The sequence below is a fragment of the Bradyrhizobium sp. USDA 336 genome (assembly GCF_044908355.1).
GTDB lineage: Bacteria > Pseudomonadota > Alphaproteobacteria > Rhizobiales > Xanthobacteraceae > Bradyrhizobium > Bradyrhizobium yuanmingense.
In genome coordinates, this window is the sequence record NZ_JBIYDC010000002.1 from 8,135,325 (window position 1) to 8,160,345 (window position 25,021).

The following is a 25,021-nucleotide window of genomic DNA, read 5'->3' on the forward strand; positions in this document are numbered from 1 at the left end:
GAGTATCGATGGATATCGGATTTATCGTTGACGGTGGTGCGGTTGCGGCCGAGGGAGGGGGCACTTTCGAGCGCAAGGATCCCATGACCGGTAAGGTCGCGACACGCGCGCCGGCTGCGACGCTCGCAGACGTCGAGAAGGTCGTCGCTGCTGCGGCCAAAGCGTTCGAGACCTGGTCAGAGACAGGGCCCTCGCTGCGTCGCGGCCTCCTTCTGAAGGCGGCTGACCTTATGGAGAGCCGTACCAACGACTTTATCAAGCTGATGCTCGAGGAGACCGGGGCAACGGCGCCTTGGGCTGGCTTCAATGTCCATCTCGCCGCCGGCATCTTGCGCGAAGCTGCAGCTCTCACCACCCAAATCACCGGCGAAGTCATCCCATCCGATAAGCCCGGTATCTGGTCGATGGCGGTACGCCAGCCGGCCGGCGTCGTCCTCGGCATGGCGCCGTGGAACGCCCCGGTCATCCTCGGCACGCGGGCAATCGCGGCGGCGCTCGCCTGCGGCAACACGGTCATCTTGCGTTCGTCAGAAACCTGTCCCGGAACGCATCGTCTTATCGGCCAAGTTCTGAATGATGCTGGCTTCCCCAAAGGAGTCGTCAACGTCCTGTCGAATGCACCTTCGGATGCGCCCAAGATCGTTGAGGCGTTGATTTCCAGTCCTGCCATACGCCGGGTCAATTTCACAGGCTCAACCAAAGTCGGTCGCGTCATCGCCAAGCTCGCGGCGGAGCATCTCAAGCCTGTCCTGCTGGAACTTGGCGGCAAGGCGCCTTTGGTCGTTCTGGATGACGCCGATCTGGACCAAGCGGTCGATGCTGCGGCCTTCGGCGCTTTCATGAATCAGGGGCAGATCTGCATGTCCACGGAGCGCATTATTGTGGATCAGAAGATCGCCGACGCGTTCGTCGCCAGACTCGCGGCCAAAGCCTCGACATTGCCGGCTGGCGATCCGCGTGAGCATGTCGTCCTGGGATCATTGGTCGATCTGGCGCCCGCCGAGCGCATGGATGCGCTCATCAAGGATGCCACCGGAAAGGGAGCGAAGATCGTCGCGGGCGGCAAGCGCAACGGAACGGTCGTCGAAGCCACCTTGCTCGACCACGTGACGTCGGAAATGAAAATCTACAACGAGGAATCGTTCGGACCCGTGAAATCGATCATTCGTGTTGCCGGTGTCGATGAGGCCGTGCGCATCGCCAACGACACTGAATACGGTCTGTCCGCTGCGATTTTTGGCCGCGATGTCTCCCGTGCCCTGACGATTGCGAAACGTATCCAGAGCGGTATCTGCCACATCAATGGGCCGACCGTCGCCGATGAGGCTCAGATGCCATTCGGCGGCACAAAGGCCAGCGGGTACGGCCGCTTCGGCGGAAAGGCCGTCATCAACGAATTCACCGAGCTTCGTTGGATAACGATCGAAGGTCCGCAGCACTACCCGTTCTAAGGAAAGACCAGGAGGTCCAGCATGTTCATCGGCAAAGCTCTCGACAATATCCAGGTGCTGGACCGCCTGCACAAAACATCAACTGTAGATCGCTCCTCAGAGCGGCGAGATCGACCGGTTGGGGCACAAGCATGGCTTAGCAACGCCGCTGCATAGTCTCACCTATCGACTTCTGCAGCCATTCCGCGAGGGTGCGCCGAAGGCAGCCCCTGGGGCTTGAGCGAAGCATGATGTGGCTAGGCCTCAATCGCAACAAGAAGGCAGTCACGCCTGTAGGAAATAGAAGAGGGATTATGTCCGTTGAAGCAAGAGTCGCCATCGTGGGCGCCGGCCCGGTTGGTTTGCTAAGCGCTCTTGGGCTCGCCCAGGCGGGCATCCCGGTTGTCGTCATCGAGCGTGCATCGGAAATCATCGCTTCGCCGCGCGCGATAGTTTATCATTGGTCTGTACTTGAGGGCCTCGACCGACTTGGCTTGCTTGAAGAGGCGCTAGACGTCGGGTTCGCCAAGCAGGACTATACCTACTTGGATTTCGCGACCGGCGAGAAAATCAACTACAGCCTGGACGTTCTCGACGGACGGACACCGTTCCCTTTCAATCTCCATCTCGGCCAGAATCTACTTGCCGGAATTGCGTTGCGCCGACTCCAGCAGTTTCCGCATGCCGAGGTTCGCTGGGGTGTGACAATGCGCGATCTGATGCAAGATGGCAGCGGGGTCACTCTCTCGGTTGACGGCCCTGAGGGCCCTTCCGAACTCCGTGCCGGATGGGTTATCGGCGCCGACGGCGCGACGAGCAACGTTCGAAGGGCCTTGCATCTGGAGTTCGAGGGTATCACATGGCCGAAGCGGTTCATCGCGGCCAACGTCCGGCACGATTTTTCGAAGCACGGCTACGCGCGCACCACCTTTCTGATTCACCCGACCCATGGTGCAATCATCGTAAAGCTCGATAGAGACGATCTGTGGCGCTGCACCTACAGCGAGCCGCTCGATCTACCCGAGGAGAGCATCGCCGAGCGTATGACCGCGTACTTCGATGTCATCCTTCCGGGAGCGCGCGACATTGAGGTCGTTGCATTTGCGCCTTATCGCATGCATCAGCGGGCAGCCGAGCGGTTCCGTGTTGGCAGAGTGTTGCTGGCCGGCGACGCAGCGCATGCAACGAATCCCAGCGGCGCCTACGGGCTCACATCGGGATTGTTCGACGCATTTGCGCTCTACGAGGCGCTGGCTGCTGTCGTTCGCGGCGATGTCGACGACGCTATCCTCGATTGCTACGCCGAGGAGCGCCGCCGCATCTTCCTCGAGGTCGTCTCACCCGCGGCGGTCGACAACAAGCGGATCATCTTCGACACGACAGATCCGGAGCAGCACGAGGCCAATCTCATCCGCTTGCGCCGTCTGACGGACAAGGAGGTGCTGCTCGACCGGCTTATGCTGACGGTGCAAATGCGCAGCGAGGCGAGACCTCAGTAGCGTCTGAAGGCCAAGCCTCTGTTCGACGCCTGAAGTGTAGATAACGCGCCTCTTCAACGGGTTCGGCTTCGAGGCAGGCGGCTCGTTCCGGCTCGTTGGCGAGCAGATCGACGGCAGCTTCCTCTTGGGTGGCCAAACGAAGACATAGCGTGCTCAGAGCATTATTGTTATAACGAATTATTCTTCATCACCACGAGGCGCATATTGCGCTGCAGCGGGCCCCGTCAGACTACACGCGGAGCAGGAGATGGAAGCCAAGCGCGAGTTCAGAGGCTCCGATACTCACGGTGTTCTGCAACGGTTTGGGGCCGACATCCGTGCAACAAGTGAGGGGCATGGGTGGTCTTCGATCTACGCGTCGATCCAAAGGGAGAATCCCTTCGAGGGGCGGTTCGAAGCGATCGCTGACGACCTCATTGTTTTGCACCGTAGCGGCCCCGTGCAGACGACCTTTGCATCCGGCGGGCACGTCACTTCACGTCGCATTCCAAAAGGAAGCATCTTTTTTTTGCCAGCAGGTCATGCGTGCGAGGTGGGATTGCATGGGGCGCTGGACACTCTCCACATTTATCTCCGCGCAAACCTGGTTTCTGTCAACAATGTTACACCGTTGCTGGTGGAACGGGACGTGGTTATACAGCATCTGGCGCAGGCGGTTGAGCAGGCGGTTTGCGAAAAGGTCTCGAATTCAGATCTCTTCATCGATCCGATAGCACGGGCGCTTGCGAATAGGGTCTCCGCGATCAGCAGGAGCAGCGAACCGTGGCGGGTTCAGACGGTTGGGCTGCCGGACTACGAACTTCGGCGCGTTAAGGATTTCATAGAAGCCAATCTCGAGGGTGAAATCACCCTTGCTGCGATGGCCAGCGCGTGCGGCATCGGCACAAAGTCGTTCGGTCGAGCTTTTGCGGCAACAACCGGCAAATCACCATACCAATATGTGATCGCGGCACGGGTCGAACGGGCCAAGCGATTGATCGAGCAAGACCAGGAAGGCCTCGCTGAGATAGCACTCCGCTGTGGCTTCTCCCATCAGGAACACTTGACGCGTGCCTTCCGCAGGCTGACGGGTCAAACGCCCGGTCGGTACCGTCGCAGTGTCAACTGACAAGCAGCTAGGGCCAATGCAGAAACGCTCCGATCCACCATCGCCAGCCGCAGCGCAAAATAAGCATACCGCGCGGCCTTTCGACGGAGGCGATTTCCATTCCGTACTGCGACACTTCGCCGTGAAAGGCCAACTGTCGAGTGCGGGGCTCGGCTGGTCGACGATGTTCGCATCGGTTCAGCGGGAAGAGCCGTTCAGGGGCCGCTTCGAAGCCAATGCCAACGCCCTGCTGGTGACTGCAGCTGGTGGACCAGTCGATGTTACCTATCGGATCGATGGGCGTGTCGTATCCAGGCACTTGCAGGAGAAGGGGATCTTTTTCCTACCGCCGCGCCGCGACTGTGAGGTGACGCTAAATACGCCGTTGAATTCGATCCATGTGTACCTGCGTCCTGAACTGTTTTCTGGCTCTGAAGATAAAGCGCAGAACTCCGATTTTGGCCTCTTGCCCTTGTTGGGTGAGCCGGAGCCCCTAACCGGCAATCTCCTGGCCGTGGTGGAAGAAATGGTGCGTGAGGGCGATACCTCGTGTTCCCTTCTGGCCGATTCGATTGCGCATGCAATAGCCAATCGCCTTTTCGTCCTCAATGCACGGGAGCGAAAAGCACCGTGTGCTGTGGAACGCCAGCTGAGTACACGTAGCGTCCGCTCGATTCGTGATTTTGTCGAAGCTAATCTCGCGGATTGCATCAAGCTGGACGATTTGGCTGCGATCTGCGGCGTAAGTCCCGAGTATTTCATAAGGGTGTTCAAGTCTTCGCTGGGCGTGTCTCCTCACCGCTACGTTGTGGGGGTGCGAATTCATCATGCGAAACTGCTCCTGACGGATCCAAACATTGGCCTTGCGGAAATTGCGAGGCAGTGCGGGTTTGCGCACCAGCAGCATTTCACAAACACGTTCCGTCGTATGACGGGTTTGTCGCCAGGCGCTTATCGACGGGCAATGAATTAAGAACTCCAAGATCTGCCTTTTCGATCTGAACGCTCGTTCGTTTCCTGTAAACGAAGCGGACAGTTTGTGTCAGTTTCCTGCAAATCGGTCCGGTTTGTGCAGGCTTAGCCACCCGGCATGTCCTACTTTCACCTCACGTAGAGGCGCCAGACGCAATCAAGGCGCCGACGATAGGGAGAGACGCGCATGGCATTGTTCGATGCCGGGCGAGGGTGCTCGCATATCCGAATTGGCCAGCATTCGCTTGGGGAGCCCTGGACCTCGGGTGATCTTGCTGCGCAGGAAAGTGGGCCGCTGCGATGAAGGGCTGGTCTCCGCTCGTCGTCGGGATTGGCGGAACGTTGCGCGACGGATCAACCTCGGAGAGGGCGCTGCGCCTGGCTTTGACGGAAGCCGCGCGGCTCGGTGCGAGAACGCAGATTTTCGCCGGGCAATCGTTGAATCTCCCGCACTACGACAGCATTGAACGTACGGAGCGTGCGACGTCGTTGGTCGAAGCGCTGCGCACCGCAGACGGCATCATCATAGCCACCCCAAGCTATCATGGCTCGATCTCCGGCCTGGTCAAGAACGCAATAGACTATACCGAGGATCTCCGCGCGGACGCGCGCAGCTATCTTGCCGGACGCGCTGTCGGCGCCATCGTATGCGCGGGCGGAGCCCAAGCCATGGGAGCGACGCTCGGAACTCTGCGGACCATCGTTCACGCGCTACGGGGTTGGCCGACTCCATTTTCAGCGGTGATCAACACCGCGCAGAGGCCATTTTCTGCAGATGGTGCGTGCAGTGATCCGATCATAGCGCAACAGCTTGCATTCGTGGCCGAGCAGGTCGTCGAGTTCGCGAAGATGCGGCGGCTATACGAGAGCCGGCGCAATGGGCTGGCGCCTCAAGAAATATCAGAAGCCGCGCCGGCGCAATGCGCCTAGAACGCGGCCGCAAACGACCATAACGGGAAACAATAGGGAGGGGTCATGAGCAGGAATCGCATCCTTAGTTATGAAAATCTCGTTGTCGTCTTGATGGGGTCAGCGTTTGGCTTCGTATTCTTCGACCGTCTTGCGCTGAATTTTCTATCTCCGTTTCTGATGCCTGAGCTCCAACTGAACAACACCCAGCTGGGTGCCCTCTCGGCTGGCCTGGCTCTGACCTGGGCAATCGCCGGCTATGCGGTCGGCACTCTTTCGGACTATTTTCAGAATCGTAAGACGCTCCTGGTCTGCGCGATAGTGATCTTCTCGATGTGCTCGGTAGGATCCGGTCTCGCCAATTCGTTTCTGACGCTGCTTGCCGCGCGCCTCGTCATGGGATTTGCGGAAGGGCCTGTACTTCCGATCGCGCAATCGATCATGGCGGCGGAATCGTCGGAGCACCGTCGCGGCTTCAACATGGGCGTTCTGCAGAATTTCTTCAGCGCGCTCCTGAGTAATTTTGCCGCTCCTCTGCTGCTCGTCGCAATTGCGCAGATCTACGGCTGGAGAAGCGCTTTCTACATTGCAGCGGTGCCTGGCTTCGTGGTAGCCGCCCTGATTGTCGCGTTTATCCGTGAACCTTCGTCGGGGGGCGCTCCGATATCGACTGCTTCTGCGCGCAACACGATCCCGCTTTCGACGATGCTGAAACATCGCAACATCTGGGTTTGCGCGATCGTGAGCTGCCTAATGGTGGCTTGGCTCCTGATCCAGATAACGTTCCTCCCGATCTACCTGGTGCAGGTCCGCGGTCTGTCGCCCAGCGCGATGAGCGTTGCCCTGGCCGCGACCGGTATCGCAACGGCCGCGTCTTCGATCATCGTACCGGCGCTGTCGGATCGATTTGGCCGCCGTCCGATCCTCATCTTGTCAGGCTTCGTTGGCGTGATTGCCCCGGTGACCACCGTCATGTTCGACGGACCTTTGCCGTTGATGGTGTTGTTCATGGGTGTCGGCTATCTCGCCATTGGCGGCTTCTCGTTGTTTATGGCCACCGTGCCGTCCGAAACAATCCCGCCGACCCATGTTGCTACCGCGCTTGGCTTCATCATGGGGGTTGGCGAGCTCGCGGGAGGCTTCGCTGGCCCGGCCCTCGCCGGGATCGCTTCCGACGTGTTCGGTCCGTCCAGCGCGATGTGGATCGCCGCTACGCTTTGCATCTGTGCAGGCTTGCTCTGCCTGATGCTGGACGAAACTGCTCCGCGGGTGCTCGAGCGCCACAAAAGAATGATTGTGAGTTCGCCGGCATAAATTCTTATCGACGGTTAGCCGCAATCGCGCTCAACGGAAACGTCAGGAGATAGAAATGAACGTTCAGGCCATGCGCAAGAGCCTGCCGGTACCGGAACCTCGCCTCACTCCGCAGGAACTGATCGATCGTGCGGCTTCGATGAGGACGCTGCTGCGGGAATCGCAAGACGAGACCGATGAGCGGGGACATTATTCGGACGAAATCCAGCAGAAGTTCATCGATGCTGGATTCTATCGGATCTTGCAGCCCAAAATGTTTGGTGGCTACGAGTTCGATTACGAAACATTTTTTCGCGTCATGGTGGAGATATCGCGCGGTCATCCGTCTGCAGGGTGGTGCTTGACATTGGCCGCTTCTCATGCGCCGGTCATAGCCGCGCACTGGTCGGAAGCCGCGCAGATCGAAATCTTCGGTTCATCCGGACATTTCGCGTCACCGCACCGGGCTGCCCCCGGGGGCACATGCCTGCCGGTCGAGGGCGGCTATATCATCAATGGTGTTTGGCCATATTCGTCGGGAATACCGCACAGCACGCATTTCCTGGGCGCAACGTTGCTTCAAACGTCGTTCCCACCACGCATTGTGAACTTTGTTGTGCCGCAGGGGCAATACACAATTCTGGGCGATTGGGGTGGAGACCGCACCTTGGGCATGCGCGGCTCCGGCTCGAACAGCGTCAAGCTGGACAATGTCTTCGTGCCCGAGCACATGACCGCGTTTTTCGACGCGCTGGGTGTGAAGCAGGATCTCTCCGACGGCACACCCGGAACGCGATTGCATGGCAACCCCATGTATCTTGGCGTTCTCATGGGTCCCTATCACGCGTCTCTGACATCGCCTATCATCGGTGCCGCGCGCGCGGCGATCGATGAATATCGCGATATCCTGTTCTCGCAAAACACATTTGTTCCACCTTTCATCAAGCGCGCCTTCGAGACTGATTTCCAGGTCAACTATGGCCGCGCCATAGCGTTGACCGATGCAGCCGAAGGCGTGCTGCTCCAGGGCTTGCGTAAGCACATGGACTACTGTCAGCGGTGGGCGAAGACGGGTTTGCAAGCCTCCGCGGAAGAAAACTTGCGACTCTGGGGAATGCTGCAGACCGGCGCACGTCTTGCCTGTGAAGCCATCGAACTCTTGTTCCAGACCGCCGGGTCGACCGCGGCGCGGAAGGGCTCGAGGATGCTTCGATACTTTGGCGACGCTCAGATGTATCGAGGACACATGTCCTCCCAATACATGACCTTCGCGAAGTACATTGGTCGCAGCAATCTCGGGCTGCCGACCGGTTTTCTGGATCTCTGAAGAAAGTCGGAGGGGGACGTGACCCAAACTAAAGCAAAACCTGCTCCGTTGGTGCTGTCAGATCAGGGATTCTTTTGGACCGGTTTGGTCCGCCAGCAGACACCGAATGGCACCATCGCTGCGGGCCAGATGTTCGTACAGTATCAGATCCCGGAGCACATCCGGCATCCATATCCTATCGTGATGGTCCACGGAGGTGGGGGGCAGGGAACGGATTTTCTCGGTACTGCCGATGGACGGCCGGGATGGGCCACTTACTTTCTGAAACAGGGTTACGCGGTCTATGTCGTCGACCGCCCAGGGCACGGTCGCTCGCCGCTGCATCCGGAGGCCCTGGGTCCGATGACACCTCCGCTGACCTACGAATTTGCCATGACCTTGTTTACCGCGCCCGGCAAGCAGGCGAACAGCTGGCCGAACGCGCAAAAGCACAATCAGTGGCCTGGTTCGGGCGTCATCGGCGATCCAGTTCTGGACCAATTCATCGCGACCCAAGGTCCGTTCCTTGTCTTCTTGGCACAGACGCAACAGCTGATGCAGCGAGCCGGAGCCGAATTGCTGGATCGTATCGGTCCGGCGATCCTGCTCACCCATTCCATGGGCGCGCCGTTCGGCTGGCTCGTGGCCGATAGTCGACCGAACCTGGTGAAAGGCATTGTGGCGGTCGAGCCAATGGGGCCGCCTTTCGCCCAATTGCCGATGGGGCTCGGTAACCTCTCTTACGGACTCACTGCGATCCCGATGACGTTCGATCCGCCCGTGAAAGGCCCAACTGAACTGCGGCGCGAAATCCGCAAGGCTCAGAAGCCGGGGCTGGCGGACTGCTTCGTTCAGAAACAGCCGGCGAGGCGTCTTCCCAACCTGGCGTCGATTCCCATTGCTGTCGTGACATCCGAGGCGTCGGCCTGGTCCATGCACGACCACGGCACCGTCGACTATCTCGTTCAGGCAGGGGTGCGAGCCGTCCATCTGCGGCTCGAAGACCATGGCCTGCGCGGCAACGGCCACCTGATGATGCAAGAAAGGAACAGCGATGACATCGCTGCTTTCCTGGAAAGGTGGATCTCGGAATATGTGAGGTCACGACCAACATAAATTCGATTCTTCGCGCCGCACTTGTGGTGAAGCAGCGGCTGGAAGGTGCGAGTGAGATGGTCCGGTTTGTCAGCAGACCGTTAGCGCAAGAGGAGTGCGAGATGGCGAAGAAGGGATATTGGGTCGGTCACATCAACGTCACGAGCCCGGAGCGCTACAAGGACTACATCGCGGCCAACGCCGCACCATTGAAGAAGTACGGGGCGCGGTTCCTTGTCCGAAACGGTGCATGCGAAGTGCACGGCGACGCACTTCAAGGGCGTCGCCACGTCGTCATCGAGTTCGAAAGCTACGCAATAGCCAAGGCCTGCCACGACTCACCCGAGTATCAGGCGGCGGCCAAGATTCGCGACGAAGCCAGCACCTCCGATTTCGTCATGATCGAGGGCCACGAGGACTAACAGCGATCCGCGGCGGGGACTGGCAACTTACGATTAAGAGCCTAGCCGGAGGTGGAGACGCTAATTCGTTCCACAGTATGCCGGTCAGTATCCGTCGCCGTAGCGGCGGGGCTTGCACTCCACCTTCTCGCTCATGCTGGAGAAGGCGCGATGACGTCGAGGGGCGTGCGCAAGGATCAGGAGCACCATCAAATGAAAGATATCGAAGATAAGGTCGCGTTCATCACGGGAGGCGCGAGTGGGATCGGGTTCGGAATGGCCCGCGCGTTCTTGCAACATGGGGTAAAGGTCGTTATCGCGGACGTCCGTCAATCGCATCTGGATGCGGCGGCTTCCGCCCTCGATCGCTCAAACAAGAACTACCATCTGATCCGTCTAGACGTTACCGACCGCGACTCAATGGCACGGGCCGCGACGGAGACCGAGAAGGTATTCGGCAAGGTCCACATACTCTGCAACAATGCAGGCGTATCGAGCATGGTGGCTATGGAAGACGCGAGCTTCGCGGATTGGGATTTTGTGATGAACATCAACGTCGGGGGCGTCGTCAACGGCGTCGCGACGTTCGTTCCCCGGATTCGGGCGCATGGAGAAGGTGGTCACATCGTCAACACCTCCTCGATGGCCGGCTTTCTCGCTCTTCCAAATCCCGGCGGCATCTACTCGACATCCAAATTCGCGGTGCGCGGCCTGACGGAGTCGTTGGCGTATGGCGCTCGGACCGCACAACATTGGCGTTTCGCTCCTTTGTCCCGGTCTGGTTCGCAGCAATCTCGTCGACACGACGCTTCACCTCAACACGTCCGGTTCTGCTCAACCGGCGGGTGGCCCGTTCGCGGTCGGCGGTTCGCCATTGGAAGCCGGGATGGACCCTCTCGCCGTAGGCGAACGGGTGGTCGAAGGAATCGTCGGGAACGAGCCATACATTCTTCCGCACGGCGAATTCAAAGACGAAGTCGCAGAAGCGTTCGGAGAGATACTTCAGTCGTTCCCCATCGATCGAGATATCGATCCGAAACGGCAACAGTTCGAAGCGATGCGCCGGCAAGCGACGACGGAGGCCAAGCGCTTGGCTGCAAGCATCGGTTAGAACTTCGGTCTGGCGATCGAGGAGGGCGCCGATCTCCATTGGACGCCTGCTCGCCCGAGTCATTCGAAAGACGTCGCAAGAATCGGAGGGAAGCAATCCTCCGGACAAACAGCCGCTCTCAGCGCGGCCTATCAGGGAGGTGTCGATGCGAAGTGTTATCGCAGCTGCAGGGCTGTGCGTGGTCTGGTCCGTTCTCGCGGCGCCGGCCGTAGCCGAAGACCAGCCCGGTATCACCGCCACCGAGATCCGCATCGGACAGACCATGCCCTATAGCGGGCCAGTCTCCGCCTTCGGCATCCTCGGCAAGGGCGAGGTCGCATATTTCAAGATGGTCAACGACCGCGGCGGCATCAACGGCCGCAAGGTCAACCTGCTCTCGCTCGACGACAGCTACGTGCCCCCCAAGACCGTGGAGCAGACGCGCCGGCTGATCGAGAGCGACGACGTCTCGTTCATCTTCTCGACGATGGGGACCGCGCATAACACGGCGATCGCCAAATATCTGCAGGGCAAGAAGGTGCCCCAGCTGTTCGTCGCCTCGGGCGCCTCGAAGTTCGGCGACCCCGCGCAGTTTCCCCTCACGCTGATGGGCGTGATGGCGCCGTTCCGGAACGAGGCCCGCCTGTATGCGCGCTATGCCCTGCAGAAGAAACCCGACGCGACCTTCGCGGTGCTGGCGCAGAACGACGATTTCGGACGCGACTACCTCGCCGGGCTCAAGGACGTCCTCGGCAGTCGCTACGAGACGGCAGTCACGGCGGCGGCCTACGAGACGACTGAGCCGACGATCGATTCCCAGATCGTGAAGCTCAAATCGACCGGTGCGGATGCGCTCGTGATCGCCGCGGCGCCGAAATTCGCTGCGCAGGCGATCCGCAAGACTTACGAGATCAACTGGCGTCCGATGATGTTCCTGACCAATGTGTCGGTATGGATGTCCTCGGTGATGGAGCCGGCCGGGCTCGACGCCGGCACCGGCATCATCTCGAGCGCCTATGTCAAGGATCCGCTCGATCCGGCATGGGCGGACGATCCCGGCGTAAAGGGGTGGCGCGACTTCATGGCCAAATACGTGCCTGACGGCGACATCCGCGATGCCAACTACGTCAACAGTTACAACAATGGCATGGCGCTGGAGCACGTGCTCAAGGCGGCGGGCAACGACCTCAGTCGCGAGAACATCCTGCGGCAGGCGCTGTCGATCAAAGATTTGGAGTTGCCGATGCTGCTGCCCGGCATCAAGGTCAACACCGGCGAGAGTGACCATCTGCCGGTCGAGCAGCTGCAGTTCATGCGCTTCACCGGCAAGCAGTGGGAGCGGTTCGGCGAGGTGCTCTCGACCAAGTAGCGCCGATATCGAACCGCATGCAATGATGTCGAGGCAGGTTGGTCCGCGGGTGTTGCCATTGCGCTGCAGCAAACGACGGGAGCGATTGTATTGAAAATCGAGGGCCATTGGGTTTTACTCCGCGGCACCGAAGCCTCGAACCCTTGGTCTGTCGGATGCAGGCGACGTCGAATTTTGGGGTGCAGGAGACGCACGGGATCCTGAACCGCTTCCAGGCCGAATTCCGCGGCTCGAGCGAAGGGCTCGGCTGGTCATCCGCATTTGCCTCGGTTCAGCGCGAACGGCCGTTCGAGGGGCACTTCCACGCACTATCCGACAATCTGATGGTGTTACATCGGGGTGGCCCGGTCGACATCACGTATGTGATGGAGGGCAAGTCGGTTGCTCGGCACATCCCGCGCGGTGGCGTTTTCTTCCTGCCGGCGGGCCATGCATGCAACGTGCTCCTGCGCGAACCGCTGGAATCTACCCACATCTATCTGCGCTCCGACCTTTTCGCCGGCCCTGACGGGTCGCCTACCGTGATCGGCGCCCTCGCGCCGATGCTCGGCGATCAGGACGCGGTGCTGGAGCATCTTGCCTCGGCGATCGGTGATACCATCACCGGTGGTCTGCCGGCCTCGTCGCTCTTCGTCGATCCGATCGCGCAAGCGATCGCTAACCGTTTCGTGGCGATCAACTTCCACAAACCGAGCACGGAAGCCGGCAAGCACCCGAACCTGCTCAGTGGCAGGCAGATGGCACGCATTCGCGAATTCGTCGATGCCAATATCGATGGCGATATCCGCCTCGACCAGCTGGCGGAGCTGTGCGGCCGCAGCACCGAGTATTTCGTGCGGCTTTTCAAGGCGACCAGCGGCGTCTCGCCTTATCAATACGTGCTCAATTTGCGCATAGAGCGCGCCCGGGCGCTGCTTGCCGACGAGACCTTAAGTCTGGCAGAGATCGCGCTGGCTTGCGGCTTCTCCCATCAAGAGCATTTCACGCGGATGTTCCGCCGCTTCACCGGCATAACACCCGGACGATACCGACACAGCCACTAGGTCCCGCTGATCTCGGCCCCGGGCGGTCGAAGGCCCGATCCGGCCCTGCATTATTTTTCCGGTTTTGTGCAGATTTTCTTCGGTTTCGTGCAGGCCCGCCGCGCCAGCCCGCCCCTAACTTCCTTCCCAACGACATGAGAACGCCGGTTCGCCGGCTTGGGAGGATTGCCATGAGCATCGCGCTGGCCGATGCCGGAGGCGCGTCCGTTGCGACGGCCGGTGATGCCGGCAAGGGCGCGTTTGCCTATTGCTCGCAGCAATATCGCGTCCTGTTCGGTACTGGCACCTCGGCGCGACTCGGCGAGGAGGCAAAGCGCCTCGGCGTCAAACGGGCGCTGGTGCTGACCACAAGCGAGCAGCACGAGGTCGGGCGACGGCTCGGCGTGGGCCTCGGTGATAGGCTCGCCGGACTGTTTGCCGGCGCACGCATGCATACGCCGGTCGAAGTCACCAACGAAGCGCTTCGCATTGTGGAGTCCCGCGACATCGACGGGCTGGTCGCGATCGGTGGCGGCTCGACGGTCGGACTCGGCAAGGCGCTCTCGCTGCGCACGGGGTTGCCGCATATCGCGATGCCGACCACCTATGCCGGCTCCGAGATGACGCCGATTCTTGGCGAGACCAGCAACGGCATCAAGACCACGCAGCAATCCCAGGATCTGGTGCCTGATACCGTCATCTACGACGTCGATCTCACCGTCAGCCTGCCGCCGCGCATCTCCGCCGCCAGCGGCCTGAACGCGATCGCCCACGCCGTCGAGGCGCTTTATGCGCCAGACGCCAATCCGCTGACCTCGCTGATGGCGGAGGATGGTATCGCCGCGCTTGCCCGCGCGCTACCGCGCATCATGGTGGCGCCCGCCGATCCCGGCGCCCGTCGCGATGCTCTCTATGGCGCCTGGCTGTGCGGCGTTTGCCTCGGCGCGGTCGGCATGTCGCTGCACCACAAGCTCTGCCACGTGCTGGGCGGCGTGTTCAACCTGCCGCATGCCGAAACTCACGCGATCGTGCTGCCGCACGCCGCTGCCTACAACGCCGCCGCGGCGCCTCAGGCCATGACTCGCGTCGCGCGGGCGCTGCACAGCGCCAATGCTCCGCAGGGCCTGTTTGACCTTGCCCGGCAGCTCGCGCTGCCGCGCGCGCTCGCCGACATCGGAATGCCCGAGGACGGCATCGCACGCGCCGCGGAGACGGCAGTGCGCAACCCGTATGCCAACCCCAGACCGATTGATCGCGCCCTGATCGAGCAATTGATCGCGGCAGCTTGGCGCGGCGATGCGCCCGCGCAGGACTGAACCTCAGGGATCAAGGACAATACGATGGCCAATTTCAACGAGCACAATCTCACTGACGAAGTGGTTCGCAGCTTCGCCAACACGCCGAACAAGCGGCTGAAGTTCCTCATCGAGGAGACGGTGAAATCGCTGCATGATCTGGTGCGCCGCACCGAACTCACCTTCGAGGAATGGAATCAGGCGATCGAGTTCCTGACCCGAACCGGCCAGACCTGCACGCCGCTGCGCCAGGAGTTCATCCTGCTCTCCGACGTGCTCGGCGTCTCGATGCTAGTCGACGCCGTCAATCACCGCGAGCGCGAGGGCGCGACCGAGACCACGGTGCTCGGCCCGTTCTATGTCGGCGAGCACCGCGTTACGCCGCACGGCGCCAATATCTCCGAGGGCATCGTCGGTGAAGTAATGTTCGTGCAGAGCCGCGTCACCGACCTCGCCGGCAAGCCGCTCGCCGGTGCCGAGATCGACGTCTGGCATGCCGACGACGACGGCTTCTACGATTCGCAGAAGGCCGATTACGCGACCCACGGTCCGTCGCTGCGCGCGCGCTTCGTCACCGATGCCGACGGCCGCTTTTCGTTCCGCACGATCTTGCCGTGCAGCTATCCGATCCCGACCGACGGCCCGGTCGGCGATCTCATCACCGCCACGCAGCGTCATCCGATGCGCCCCGCGCATGTTCACTTCCTGGTCAAGGCCGAAGGCTACGAGCCGCTGATCACCCACGTCTTCCTCGATGGCGACCAATATCTGCGCAGCGACGTGGTGTTCGGCGTCAAGGACGAGCTCATCGCGCGCGTCGAGTCGCGCAACGAAGCAGCGCTCCCGAACGGCGAGCGGGTCTCCGGCCCGTGGCACCTGATGACCTACGATTTCCAGATGAAGCCCGGCGCGGGGCTGGTGCCCCGGCCGATGATGGCGGCGGAATGACGATCGCAACCAACAACACGACCAAGGAGAGGATGATGACCAGCAAACCGATCGAGACCGACGTGCTTGTCGTCGGCAGCGGCCCGGCTGGCGCGACGGCGGCGGCGCTGCTCGGCATGTACGGCGTCAAGCACATCTTGGTGACGAAATATGGCTGGCTGGCTGACACGCCGCGCGCCCACATCACCAACCAGCGTGCGATGGAGGTGCTGCGCGATCTCGGCCTCGAGGACAAGGCGGTGGCGCAGGCGGTGCCGCAGCATCTGATGGCCAACAACGTGTTCTGCGAAAGCCTCGCCGGCGAGGAGTTCGGCCGGCTCTATTCCTGGGGCAATCATCCCTCGCGCAAGGCGGATTACGATCTCGCCAGCCCGACCCGGATCTGCGACCTGCCGCAGAATTTGCTCGAGCCGATCCTGATCGAGGCCGCCGGCCAGCGCGGCACTTCGCTCTGCTTCAACACCGAGTTCGTCGATCTGGTGCAGGACGCCGACGGCGTCACGGCAACGGTGAAGGATCGGCTATCCGGCGAGACCTACCAGATCCGCGCGAAGTATCTGATCGGCGCCGATGGTGGCCGCAGCCGGGTTGCCGAGGTGATCGGGCTGCCGATGGAGGGCCAGATGGGCCGCGCCGGCAGCATGAACATCATCGTGCAGGCGGACTTGAGCAAATACGTCGCGCACAGGCCGAGTGTACTCTATTGGGTGCTGCAGCCGGGCGCGCAGATCGGCGGCATCGGCGCCGGCCTGATCCGCATGGTGCGGCCCTGGAACGAATGGCTGATCATCTGGGGCTACGACATCGAGCAGGGCGAGCGCAAGCTCAGCAATGACGAGGCGATCTCGATCGTGCGCAATCTCGTCGGCGACGAGACGCTGGAGGTCAAGGTTCGCTCGACCTCAACCTGGACCGTGAACGAGATGTATGCCGGCCACTACGCGTCCGGCCGTGTGTTCTGCGTCGGCGATGCCGTGCACCGCCATCCGCCGACCAACGGCCTCGGCTCCAATACCTCGATCCAGGACTCCTATAATTTGTGCTGGAAGCTCAAGCTGGTGCTCGAGGGCCACGCGGCACCGTCGCTGCTCGAGACCTATTCGGCCGAGCGCCAGCCGGTCGGCAAGCAGATCGTGACCCGCGCCAACAAGAGCATCGGCGATTTCCCGCCGATCTTTGAGGCAGTGGGCCTCGTCGCTTCGACCGATCCGGCGGAAGCACGCAAGGCGATCGCCGCGCGCAAGGCGCCGACCGCCGAGGGCAAGGCGCGCCGCAAGAAGCTCTATGAGGCCATCGCCAACAAGAGCTACGAGTTCAACTGCCACGGCGTAGAGCTGAACCAGCGCTACGGCTCGACCGCCGTGGTGTCCGACGGCACGCCGATGCCGGCCTTCACCAGGGATCACGAACTGTATTATCAGGCAACGACCTGGCCCGGCGCGCATCTGCCGCATGTCTGCGTCGAGCATCATGGCCAGCGCAAATCGACGCTCGATCTTGTCGGCAAGGGCCGTTTCACGCTGCTCACCGGGATCGGGGGCGATGGCTGGAAGGCGGCGGCTGCCGCAGTCGAGAAGACCTACGGCCTGCCGGTGGATGTCGTCACCATCGGCCCGCAAGGCTGCGATGCGCTCGACATCTATGCTGACTGGTATCGCCAGAGCGAAGTCGACGAGGACGGCTGCGTGCTGGTACGGCCCGACATGTATGTCGCCTGGCGCGCCAGAGAGGCGGCAGTGAATGCCCCCGACGTGCTGCTCGACGTGTTTGGCCAGATCCTCGGCCGTGGTGCGAAGGAGCAGGCGAAGTCCGTCGCCGCCGCGTGATGCGAGCTGCGCGGATAAATTCTTCAAAACGGAATGAAAGGCAGCCGGCTTGAAGACCGGCTTGCCTCAAGGGAGGGGAAAATGACCAAGGACCTACTGAACATAAAGTCTTTCGATCGCCGCCGTGTGCTGCAGGGCATCGCCGGTGGTTTCGCCGCCGCGGGCGCGACGACCTTGTTCGCGCCGCCGGTGCGGGCGGCAAGCAAGCCGATCAAGATCGGCTATGTCTCGCCAAAGAGCGGTCCGCTGGCGGCCTTTGCCGAAGCTGACGATTTCGTGCTCGGTGAGTTCAGGAAGTTCATCAAGGATGGCGTCAAGGTCGGATCACAGACCTACTCGATCGAGGTGGTGACGAAAGACAGTCAGTCGAATCCGAACCGCGCCGCCGAGGTCGCCAAGGAGCTGATCACCCGCGACAATGTCAGGCTGATCGTGGTCGGCGCCACGCCCGAGACCAACAACCCTGTGGCGACGCAGTGCGAGCTCGAGCAGGTGCCGTGCATCTCGAGCGTGGCGCCGTGGCAGACCAACTTCATCGGCCGGCAGGCCAATCCGGGCGATCCCAAGAGCTGGAAGCCGTTCGAATATACCTTCCACTATTTCTGGGGGCTGGAGGACGTGATCGGCGTCTTCACCAGCATGTGGAGCCAGGTCGCGACCAACAAGTCGGTGGGCGCGCTGTTCCCCAACGACGCCGACGGCAACGCCTGGGGCGACACCACCATCGGCTTCCCGCCCGTGCTGGCCAAACAGGGTTTCAAGCTCACCGATCCCGGCCGCTTCCAGAACCTGACTGACGATTTCAGCTCGCAGATCGCGGCATTTCGTGGTGCCGATGCCGAGATCGTCACCGGCGTGATCATCCCGCCCGACTTCACTACGTTCTGGAACCAGGCGCGGCAGAAGGGGCTGAAGCCGAAAGTCGTATCGGTCGCCAAGGCGCTGCTGTTCCCCGCATCGGTGCAGGCGCTCGGCAAGGGCGGCAACAACATCTCGACCGAGGTGTGGTGGACGCCGACCCATCCTTACAAGTCGAGCCTCAGCGGCGTCAGCGCGGTCGATCTCGCCAAGGGATATGAGCAGGCCTCTGGCAAGCAATGGACCCAGCCGATCGGCTTCGTGCATTCGCTGTTCGAGGTCGCGATCGACGCCATCAAGCGCTCTAGCGACCCGAGCGACGGCGCGGCGCTGGCGAAGGCGATCGGGGCCACCAAGCTCGATACGATTGTGGGCCAGGTCGCATTCGGCTCCAGCGCGGTGCCGCCCTTTGCCGCGAAGAACATCGCCAAGACGCCGCTGGTCGGCGGCCAGTGGCGGCTCAGCGGCGACAAGTACAACATGGTGATCACGGACAACAAGCTGGCGCCTCAAATTCCGCTCGGCGGCGATATGCAGGCGCTGAGTTAGCCCAAGCATCGAAGGCAGAAGATGCGTGGCGTTGCTGCGCATCTCCTCTCCGCCGAAACCAGATGTGGACGACCATGCTCGAACTCCACGCCATCTCGAAACGGTTCGGCGCCATCGTGGTTGCCGACGCGATCGACCTGACGCTGTCCTCGGACGAGGCGCTGGGCGTGATCGGACCGAACGGCGCCGGCAAATCGACCCTGTTCAACCTGATCACCGGGCTGCTGCGGCCCGATGCCGGCCGGATCGTTCTCGATGGCGCCGACATTACGGGTTTCTCGCCCGAGGCACGCTGTCGCGCCGGCATCGGACGCTCGTTCCAGATTCCGCAACCGTTCGACCATCTCTCGGTGTTCGAGAACCTTGCGGTCGCCGCGCTGTTCGGCGGCGGCCTGTCGGAGGCGGATGCGATCCAGCATTGCGGCCGCATGCTCGATCTGACCGGCCTCGAAGCCAAGGCCAATCGGCTCGCGGGCAGCCTGCCGCTGCTCGATCGCAAGCGGCTCGAACTGGCGCGGGCGCTCGCCACCCGGCCGCGCACGCTGTTGCTCGACGAGATCGCGGGTGGCCTCACCGATGCCGAATGCCACGAGCTGGTCGAGACGATCAGAACCATCCATGCCGAAGGTGTCGGCATCATCTGGATCGAGCATGTCGTGCACGCGCTGCTCGCCGTGGTGCAGCGACTGGTCGTGCTGAACTTCGGTAAGGTCGTGGCGCAGGGCGTGCCGAACGAGGTGATGCGCTCGCGCGAGGTCGAGACCATCTATATGGGCGTGCCGGCATGACCGCGCTGCTCAATGTCACGGCGCTCGATGCGTTCTACGGCGATTTCCAGGCGCTGTTCGGCATCGACTTCGAGCTGAACGAGGGCGAGGCAGTCGCAGTGATCGGCGCCAACGGCGCCGGCAAGTCGACCATGCTGAAATCGCTGGCGGGGTTGGTCAAGAACCGTCCCGACGCGATCTGCCTCGAGGGACGGGCGATCGGCGATGCGTCCGCCGCCAGCATCGTCCGGCTCGGCCTCGCGCTGGTGCCGGAGGGGCGCCAGCTGTTTCCCTCGCTCAGCGTCGAGGAGAACCTCCTGATCGGCGCTTATGGCGGCGAACGCAGGGCGCCGTGGGATCTCGCCGCGGTCTACCGCATGTTCCCGGTGCTGAAGGAGCGGCGGCGCGGCGCCGTCACCGCGCTGTCGGGCGGGCAGCAGCAGATGGTGGCGATCGGCCGCGCGCTGATGTCCAACCCGTCGGTCTTGCTGTGCGACGAGATCAGCCTCGGCCTCGCGCCGATCGTGGTGGAGGACATCTACCGCATGCTGCCGCAGATCCGCTCTGGCGGTACCGCCGTCGTGCTGGTCGAGCAGGACATCGCCCGCGCATTGCGGGCTTCGGATCGCTTCTACTGTTTGCAGGAGGGAAGGGTGACGCTGAGCGGACGGCCAAGGGATGTCGACCAGGACACCATCCGCGCGGCCTATTTCGGAGCATGAGGAAGCGATGAGCGGGTTCGACACCATCATCGAAGGCGTGCTGCTCGGCGGCGTCTATGCGCTGTTCGCGCTCGGCCTGTCGCTGATCTTCGGCATCATGCGCCTTGTCAATCTGGCTCATGGCGATCTGATCCTGCTTGCCGCCTATCTGGTGCTCAGCGCCACCACCGCGCTCGGTCTGCCGCTTGCGGCCGCATCCCTGCTGGTCGTCATCACGATGTTCGTGCTCGGCTTCGTGCTGCAGCGGCTGGTGCTGGAGCGGGTGCTCGGCGACGACATCCTGCCACCGCTGCTCGTCACCTTCGGCCTGTCGATCGTGATTCAGAACGGACTGCTGCTTGGCTACGGCGCCGACAGCCGCAGGCTGCAGGCAGGCGCCTTCGAATCCTCGTCGGTGGCGCTTGCCCCCAGCCTGAGCGTCGGGCTGGCGCCGCTGACCGCGTTGGTGACGGCTGTTGCCGCCGTCGCGCTGCTCCAGCTCATCTTCTATCGCACCTCGCTCGGCCGCGCCTTCCGCGCCACTGCGGATAATCCCGCGATCGCGCAGTTGATGGGCGTCAACGAGCGCAATGTCTACGCCATCGCGGTCGGACTGTCGCTCGCAGTGTCGGTGATCGCCGCTATTGTGCTCGGTATCCGCTCCAGCTTCGATCCGTCGATCGGCCCGGCGCGGCTGCTCTACGCATTCGAGGCGGTGATCATCGGCGGGCTCGGCAGCCTGTGGGGGACGCTGGCGGGTGGCATCGTGCTCGGGTTGGCGCAGGCGATCGGAGGGCGCATCAATCCGGAATGGCAGATCCTGGCCGGCCATCTCGCCTTCCTTGCCGTGCTGATGGTGCGGCCGCGCGGCCTGTTCCCGGCGAGGCGGACATGAGCGTCGAAAGCATCCGTATCCCGGCAAGCCGCGAGCAGTGCCCGGCGGAGGCGCCGGTGTGGCAGGTTCGGGTCGGCACACGGCTGTCGCGCGTCGCGGCCGTGGCCGGCATCGCGCTGATCGTGGCGCTGGCCGCGCTGCCCGCGATCGCCTCGCGCAACCTGATCCAGGATCTGATCTTCGTCTTCACCATGCTGACCTTGGCACAGCTCTGGAACGTGCTGGCCGGGTGGGGCGGGCTGGTATCGGTCGGGCAGCAGGCGTTTGTCGGGCTCGGCGCCTATGCGCTGTTTGCCGGCATCGTGATGGCCGGGCTCGATCCGGTTGCGGCGATCCCACTGGCCGGACTGTTCGCGGCGCTGGTCGCGGCGGTGCTCGGGCCGCTGCTGTTCCGGCTGGAAGGGCCATATTTCGCGATCGGCAGCTGGGTCGCCGCCGAAGCGCTGCGGCTGATCTGCGCCCAGTTCAAGTCGCTCGGCGGCGGCACCGGGATGTCGATCTCGCCGGGCGAACTGTCGCAGATGGTCGGGCTGAAGGCGGTGCAGGCGCTGCTTGGCCTGCGCCCGGCGGCCGCGCGTGACGTGCTGGTTTACTGGCTGGCGCTGCTGCTTGCCGTGCTGGTCACGCTCGGCATCTACGCCTTCATGCGCTCACATCACGGCCTTGCGCTGGCCGCAAGCCGTGACAACGCAGCGGCGGCGCGCAGCGTCGGCGTCCGCACCGCGCGGGTCCGCCACGTGCTGTGGATCGCCGTCGCGTTCGCCACCGGCATGGTCGGCGCGGTGGTTTATTTGCAGAAGGCGCGTATTTCGCCTGATGCAGCCTTCAGCGTCACCGACTGGACCGCCTATGTCATCTTCATCGTCGTGATCGGCGGGGTGCGCACCATCGAAGGCCCGGTGGTCGGCGTGCTGCTGCTGTGGGGGCTCGTCACCTATCTCGCCCAGTATGGCAGTCTCTATCTGGTCGTGCTCGGCACGCTCGCCATCCTGATCATGCTGTTCATGCCGAGGGGTATGTGGGGCGTGGCAGCCCGCTGCTGGCAATTGCAGCTATTTCCGACACAACGCTGGCTCGGCCGGAGCGAGTCCAGTCCAACGCCATTGTGACCGACCTTGTGCCGAGTAGCTTCGTCCGTTCAGAAGCGCCACCAATCCATCTTTGGAAAGGAGGCGCTCGGGCGTCCATGCGCCTTTGCAGTTGGACGTTTCGCTGTAAGCCATTGATCTCCAATGATCGGATTTTGGCTTAGTTGGAAAAATTCTCTTGAGAAATCAATGGGAGCAGCATGTCTCTTAATCAGCGGGTCCCAGGTTCGAGCCCTGGTGCGCCCACCATATAAATCAAGACTTTAGCGAGACAAACCGTTTGAGAGAGCCAGACTAAAACGGTTTTTCAACGGTGTTTCTGTCGATCCTTCCGGACGTCTATTCTCGACAATGTGATCGGCAGAAGCGGCTCGGGCTTGTTGTGCAATTTGTCCTCCCGAGACGCTTTAAGGCCTTGTGGGCCGCGTGGAACGTGGCCTCAAAACATAACCTGATCCCGCGGTACGAATGATCGGTTGGTCGCACTGACGTTTCTGAGCTCTTCGGAGAAGAAGCTTTTGATGCCAGCTCCACTCGTGCGGCCACCGGTACAATCATAGGCCCAGAAATATTCGAAGCCGCGGTTGTCCTTTTTTCGGATCTTATATTCAAGCTTATAGGGTTCCATCAGCCTCCGGACGCCGTGATAATCGGCTTCGATCATTGTCAGTGATCGCCCTGCTTCAATGATGACTTGCCTCGCGGCGGGAATAAAGCTCCCGCCGCAGCCGAAGGCGCGCACCAAGGAAGGCCGGACCACCGCCGCCGACAATGCGGGGAGGTACCACCGGCTCGATAACTCGAAGAGTTCTTCGATGAGAGAACCGAAGCGCCCCTGTATCATGTCAAACGTGATACGGCTGGCTTTTGGCGTCACAAGATCATCCCGCAGGTCACGGAAGAGTTGAAGCGGGACGGCAAGCAATTGCATTCGCGCTTGTTGCGCTTCGGCATCGTAGGTGGACTTCTTGAGGAAGGTGCGCACGACCTCGGCGCGGCTGACCGGAAAGTCTCCGCTGAATACGATCGAGTAAAACAGATCGAACAGGTCCTGGGCTTTGCGTCGAAAAAGCAGCGTGGTCAGTTTCGCTGCCAGAAGCTCTTCGAGTTTTTGGCAGCGGATCGGGCCCGTGCACGCAGCTTGGTCCGAATACGGGTGTAACAGCGGCCGTGTCTGGATCGGCAGGTAAGGCTTTTCGAATTCGCTAATTTCCAGATGCGAACGCAGGGTTACGCTCTCTTCCGCATAGAAGCCTTTGAAATAGATCCGCACTTCCAGGGCCTGGACGCCGGGGATTTTGAGGTTCTTCTCGGCGACGCGTGTCCGGTCCATCGCGAACTGAACGCCGCTTCCGGCCTTAGCAGCTTCGAGGATTTCGCTCAGATCGGAATGCAGCTGGTTTTCATTGAGCGCATTCTCGCAGGAGAAATCCAGGTCCTTGGAATATCGCGTGCCCGGAAGGTATCCTTTGCGTATGCCGCTGCCACCTTTCGGGACCAAGAGATTCGAAAGACGACGATGCGCGAATATCTCGCGCAAGAGCCATCCATGGACGTAATCCCGCTCAACGTTCTGCGGAGAGATGTCGTCTTGGTCGCCAGCCACCGATCAGTCAGCTGTTAAAACGTCTCGGTAATCTTGCTCAGGCCAGGAGGGCGATCCGGGTCAAGTCCGCGGGCGCATGCCGCCTCCTCGATCATCCGATAGGCCGGAACGAGCATGGCGATCGGATCAGTGGCAGGATCATCCTGGACCAACCAGGGCAGCGAGCCATGCGGTCCGCCGCAGAGATGCAGCGCGACCTTTTGCTCACGCAATTCCTCTGCAAGAGCGTCCACAGTGGCCGCAGTTTCATCCATGAGGCGCATCATGACAACGGGCGTGCGCGACGATAGCGCGGCACGTGGCCCGTGCTGCAGCTCTGCGGCGCTCAAGCCGATGGAGGGCAGGCGCAGGATCTCCGAAAGTTTAAGCGCAATCTCCCTCGCCGAACCCAGGGCCAGGCCTCGAGCTGCCACAAACACGGCTGACGCCTTGACGAGATCATCGGCAATCTCGGACCAGTCGAGCGCCAGCGCACGGTGCAGGCGCTCGGGCAGCCGGTCGAGGGCTGACCCCAGCGCACGATCTTGCGCCAGCTCGGCAACAAGTCCAGCGCCGGCGGCCATCGAGCCGATGACGGTCTTTGTCGCCGCGACGGAGTGCTCTTCGCCGGCTTCGATCGGAACGACGAACTCCGCTTCGTCGGCCACCGGCGACGACGTCGTATTGACGATGGCAACGGTGCGGGCGCCCGAAGCGCGCGCCGACCTTGTTGCTGCGACGAGATCCGGGCTGCGCCCGGATTGCGAGATCACGATGAACAGCGCATCGCGCAGCATCAAAGGTGTGCGAAATGCCGTGATCACCGAGGGGGCGCTTGCTGAAACGGGCAGGCGAAGCCGCGTCTCGACAAGGTATCTCAGGAAAAGGCCGGCATGCCCGGAGCTTCCCCGACCGCACACGACGCACAGGGGAGCTGAGCCAATCCCAATCCGCTGCGCGATGTCGCGCGTGGTCGGGCGGCTACGAACAATGTTGGCGACAACATCGGCGCTTTCCCCGATTTCGTTCGCCATCG

At 61.9% G+C, this 25,021-nt stretch carries 24 protein-coding genes and 1 pseudogene; 22 read left to right on the plus strand and 3 right to left on the minus strand.

All coding sequences use genetic code 11. The annotated features are described in order from the left end of the window. Positions 1-8: 8 nt before the first annotated feature. The 10 genes from ABIA45_RS38700 (at position 9) to ABIA45_RS38745 (ending at position 10,013) form a co-directional block, all read left to right on the plus strand. On the plus strand, positions 9-1,451 hold the full coding sequence (locus tag ABIA45_RS38700; protein WP_404655542.1) for an aldehyde dehydrogenase: 1,443 nt from the start codon (positions 9-11) through the stop codon (positions 1,449-1,451). A 21-nt stretch (positions 1,452-1,472) separates the two neighbouring features. Next, positions 1,473-1,607: a hypothetical protein gene (locus tag ABIA45_RS38705; protein WP_404655543.1), complete on the plus strand. Its 135-nt coding sequence runs from the start codon at positions 1,473-1,475 to the stop codon at positions 1,605-1,607. A gap of 137 nt (positions 1,608-1,744) precedes the next feature. Then, positions 1,745-2,929, plus strand: coding sequence for an NAD(P)/FAD-dependent oxidoreductase (locus ABIA45_RS38710; protein WP_271543842.1), 1,185 nt, complete (start codon positions 1,745-1,747; stop codon positions 2,927-2,929). A gap of 247 nt (positions 2,930-3,176) precedes the next feature. After that, on the plus strand, positions 3,177-4,037 hold the full coding sequence (locus ABIA45_RS38715) for a helix-turn-helix domain-containing protein (RefSeq protein ID WP_271543844.1): 861 nt from the start codon (positions 3,177-3,179) through the stop codon (positions 4,035-4,037). A gap of 16 nt (positions 4,038-4,053) precedes the next feature. Beyond that, positions 4,054-4,989 (plus strand): AraC family transcriptional regulator, encoded by a 936-nt coding sequence (locus ABIA45_RS38720; RefSeq protein ID WP_271543846.1) that lies wholly within the window; start codon positions 4,054-4,056, stop codon positions 4,987-4,989. 299 nt (positions 4,990-5,288) lie between these two features. Next, positions 5,289-5,918 carry an NADPH-dependent FMN reductase gene (locus ABIA45_RS38725; RefSeq protein WP_271543848.1) on the plus strand — a complete coding sequence of 210 codons (630 nt, stop codon included), beginning with the start codon at positions 5,289-5,291 and terminating at the stop codon, positions 5,916-5,918. A gap of 45 nt (positions 5,919-5,963) precedes the next feature. Next, on the plus strand, positions 5,964-7,211 hold the full coding sequence (locus ABIA45_RS38730) for an MFS transporter (protein WP_275502663.1): 1,248 nt from the start codon (positions 5,964-5,966) through the stop codon (positions 7,209-7,211). 55 nt (positions 7,212-7,266) lie between these two features. Continuing rightward, positions 7,267-8,517, plus strand: a complete 1,251-nt coding sequence (locus tag ABIA45_RS38735) for an acyl-CoA dehydrogenase family protein (protein ID WP_404655544.1) — start codon at positions 7,267-7,269, stop codon at positions 8,515-8,517. 18 nt (positions 8,518-8,535) lie between these two features. Then, entirely contained in the window at positions 8,536-9,612 is a 1,077-nt protein-coding gene (locus ABIA45_RS38740; protein WP_404655545.1) for an alpha/beta hydrolase, read from the plus strand. Positions 9,613-9,713: 101 nt separating this feature from the next. Beyond that, a complete protein-coding gene (locus tag ABIA45_RS38745; RefSeq protein ID WP_271543858.1) occupies positions 9,714-10,013 on the plus strand; it encodes a DUF1330 domain-containing protein in 300 nt (99 codons plus the stop codon). A gap of 84 nt (positions 10,014-10,097) precedes the next feature. Here the strand turns inward: ABIA45_RS38745 and ABIA45_RS38750 are convergent, their stop codons facing one another. Further along, positions 10,098-10,325 carry a hypothetical protein gene (locus ABIA45_RS38750; RefSeq protein ID WP_404655863.1) on the minus strand — a complete coding sequence of 76 codons (228 nt, stop codon included), beginning with the start codon at positions 10,323-10,325 and terminating at the stop codon, positions 10,098-10,100. Here ABIA45_RS38750 and ABIA45_RS38755 point away from each other — a divergent pair. From ABIA45_RS38755 to ABIA45_RS38810, 12 genes and pseudogenes are all read left to right on the plus strand, one after another. Next, positions 10,269-10,664 (plus strand): annotated as a pseudogene (locus ABIA45_RS38755) (SDR family NAD(P)-dependent oxidoreductase); the annotation flags it as partial. The gene ABIA45_RS38750 and the pseudogene ABIA45_RS38755 overlap by 57 nt on opposite strands. 58 nt (positions 10,665-10,722) lie before the next feature. After that, entirely contained in the window at positions 10,723-11,103 is a 381-nt protein-coding gene (locus ABIA45_RS38760; protein WP_404655865.1) for a hypothetical protein, read from the plus strand. 145 nt (positions 11,104-11,248) lie between these two features. Further along, positions 11,249-12,451, plus strand: coding sequence for an ABC transporter substrate-binding protein (locus ABIA45_RS38765; protein ID WP_271543861.1), 1,203 nt, complete (start codon positions 11,249-11,251; stop codon positions 12,449-12,451). A 155-nt stretch (positions 12,452-12,606) separates the two neighbouring features. Continuing rightward, the gene (locus ABIA45_RS38770) at positions 12,607-13,494 is read left to right on the plus strand and encodes a helix-turn-helix domain-containing protein (protein WP_404655546.1); all 888 of its coding nucleotides are present in this window, start codon (positions 12,607-12,609) and stop codon (positions 13,492-13,494) included. Positions 13,495-13,664: 170 nt separating this feature from the next. After that, a complete protein-coding gene (locus tag ABIA45_RS38775; RefSeq protein ID WP_271543865.1) occupies positions 13,665-14,789 on the plus strand; it encodes a maleylacetate reductase in 1,125 nt (374 codons plus the stop codon). A gap of 24 nt (positions 14,790-14,813) precedes the next feature. Next, positions 14,814-15,716: an intradiol ring-cleavage dioxygenase gene (locus tag ABIA45_RS38780; RefSeq protein ID WP_404655549.1), complete on the plus strand. Its 903-nt coding sequence runs from the start codon at positions 14,814-14,816 to the stop codon at positions 15,714-15,716. Beyond that, a complete protein-coding gene (locus ABIA45_RS38785; RefSeq protein WP_404655551.1) occupies positions 15,713-17,542 on the plus strand; it encodes an FAD-dependent oxidoreductase in 1,830 nt (609 codons plus the stop codon). Before ABIA45_RS38780 ends, ABIA45_RS38785 begins: the two co-directional genes overlap by 4 nt. 81 nt (positions 17,543-17,623) lie before the next feature. Continuing rightward, on the plus strand, positions 17,624-18,949 hold the full coding sequence (locus ABIA45_RS38790) for an ABC transporter substrate-binding protein (protein WP_404655553.1): 1,326 nt from the start codon (positions 17,624-17,626) through the stop codon (positions 18,947-18,949). 74 nt (positions 18,950-19,023) lie between these two features. Further along, the gene (locus ABIA45_RS38795; protein ID WP_404655555.1) at positions 19,024-19,737 is read left to right on the plus strand and encodes an ABC transporter ATP-binding protein; all 714 of its coding nucleotides are present in this window, start codon (positions 19,024-19,026) and stop codon (positions 19,735-19,737) included. Beyond that, entirely contained in the window at positions 19,734-20,438 is a 705-nt protein-coding gene (locus tag ABIA45_RS38800) for an ABC transporter ATP-binding protein (protein WP_135162188.1), read from the plus strand. The genes ABIA45_RS38795 and ABIA45_RS38800 overlap by 4 nt, the downstream gene beginning before the upstream one ends. Before the next feature lie 7 nt (positions 20,439-20,445). Further along, positions 20,446-21,312: a branched-chain amino acid ABC transporter permease gene (locus ABIA45_RS38805; protein WP_404655558.1), complete on the plus strand. Its 867-nt coding sequence runs from the start codon at positions 20,446-20,448 to the stop codon at positions 21,310-21,312. Then, the gene (locus ABIA45_RS38810; RefSeq protein ID WP_404655560.1) at positions 21,309-22,421 is read left to right on the plus strand and encodes a branched-chain amino acid ABC transporter permease; all 1,113 of its coding nucleotides are present in this window, start codon (positions 21,309-21,311) and stop codon (positions 22,419-22,421) included. The genes ABIA45_RS38805 and ABIA45_RS38810 overlap by 4 nt, the downstream gene beginning before the upstream one ends. 418 nt (positions 22,422-22,839) lie before the next feature. On the opposite strand, the gene ABIA45_RS38815 is transcribed toward ABIA45_RS38810, so the two are convergent. After that, positions 22,840-23,940 (minus strand): nucleotidyl transferase AbiEii/AbiGii toxin family protein, encoded by a 1,101-nt coding sequence (locus tag ABIA45_RS38815; protein WP_404655562.1) that lies wholly within the window; start codon positions 23,938-23,940, stop codon positions 22,840-22,842. An 80-nt stretch (positions 23,941-24,020) separates the two neighbouring features. Continuing rightward, complete coding sequence (locus tag ABIA45_RS38820; RefSeq protein ID WP_157284150.1) at positions 24,021-25,019, minus strand: SIS domain-containing protein; 999 nt, start codon at positions 25,017-25,019, stop codon at positions 24,021-24,023. Between the last annotated feature and the right edge of the window lie 2 nt (positions 25,020-25,021).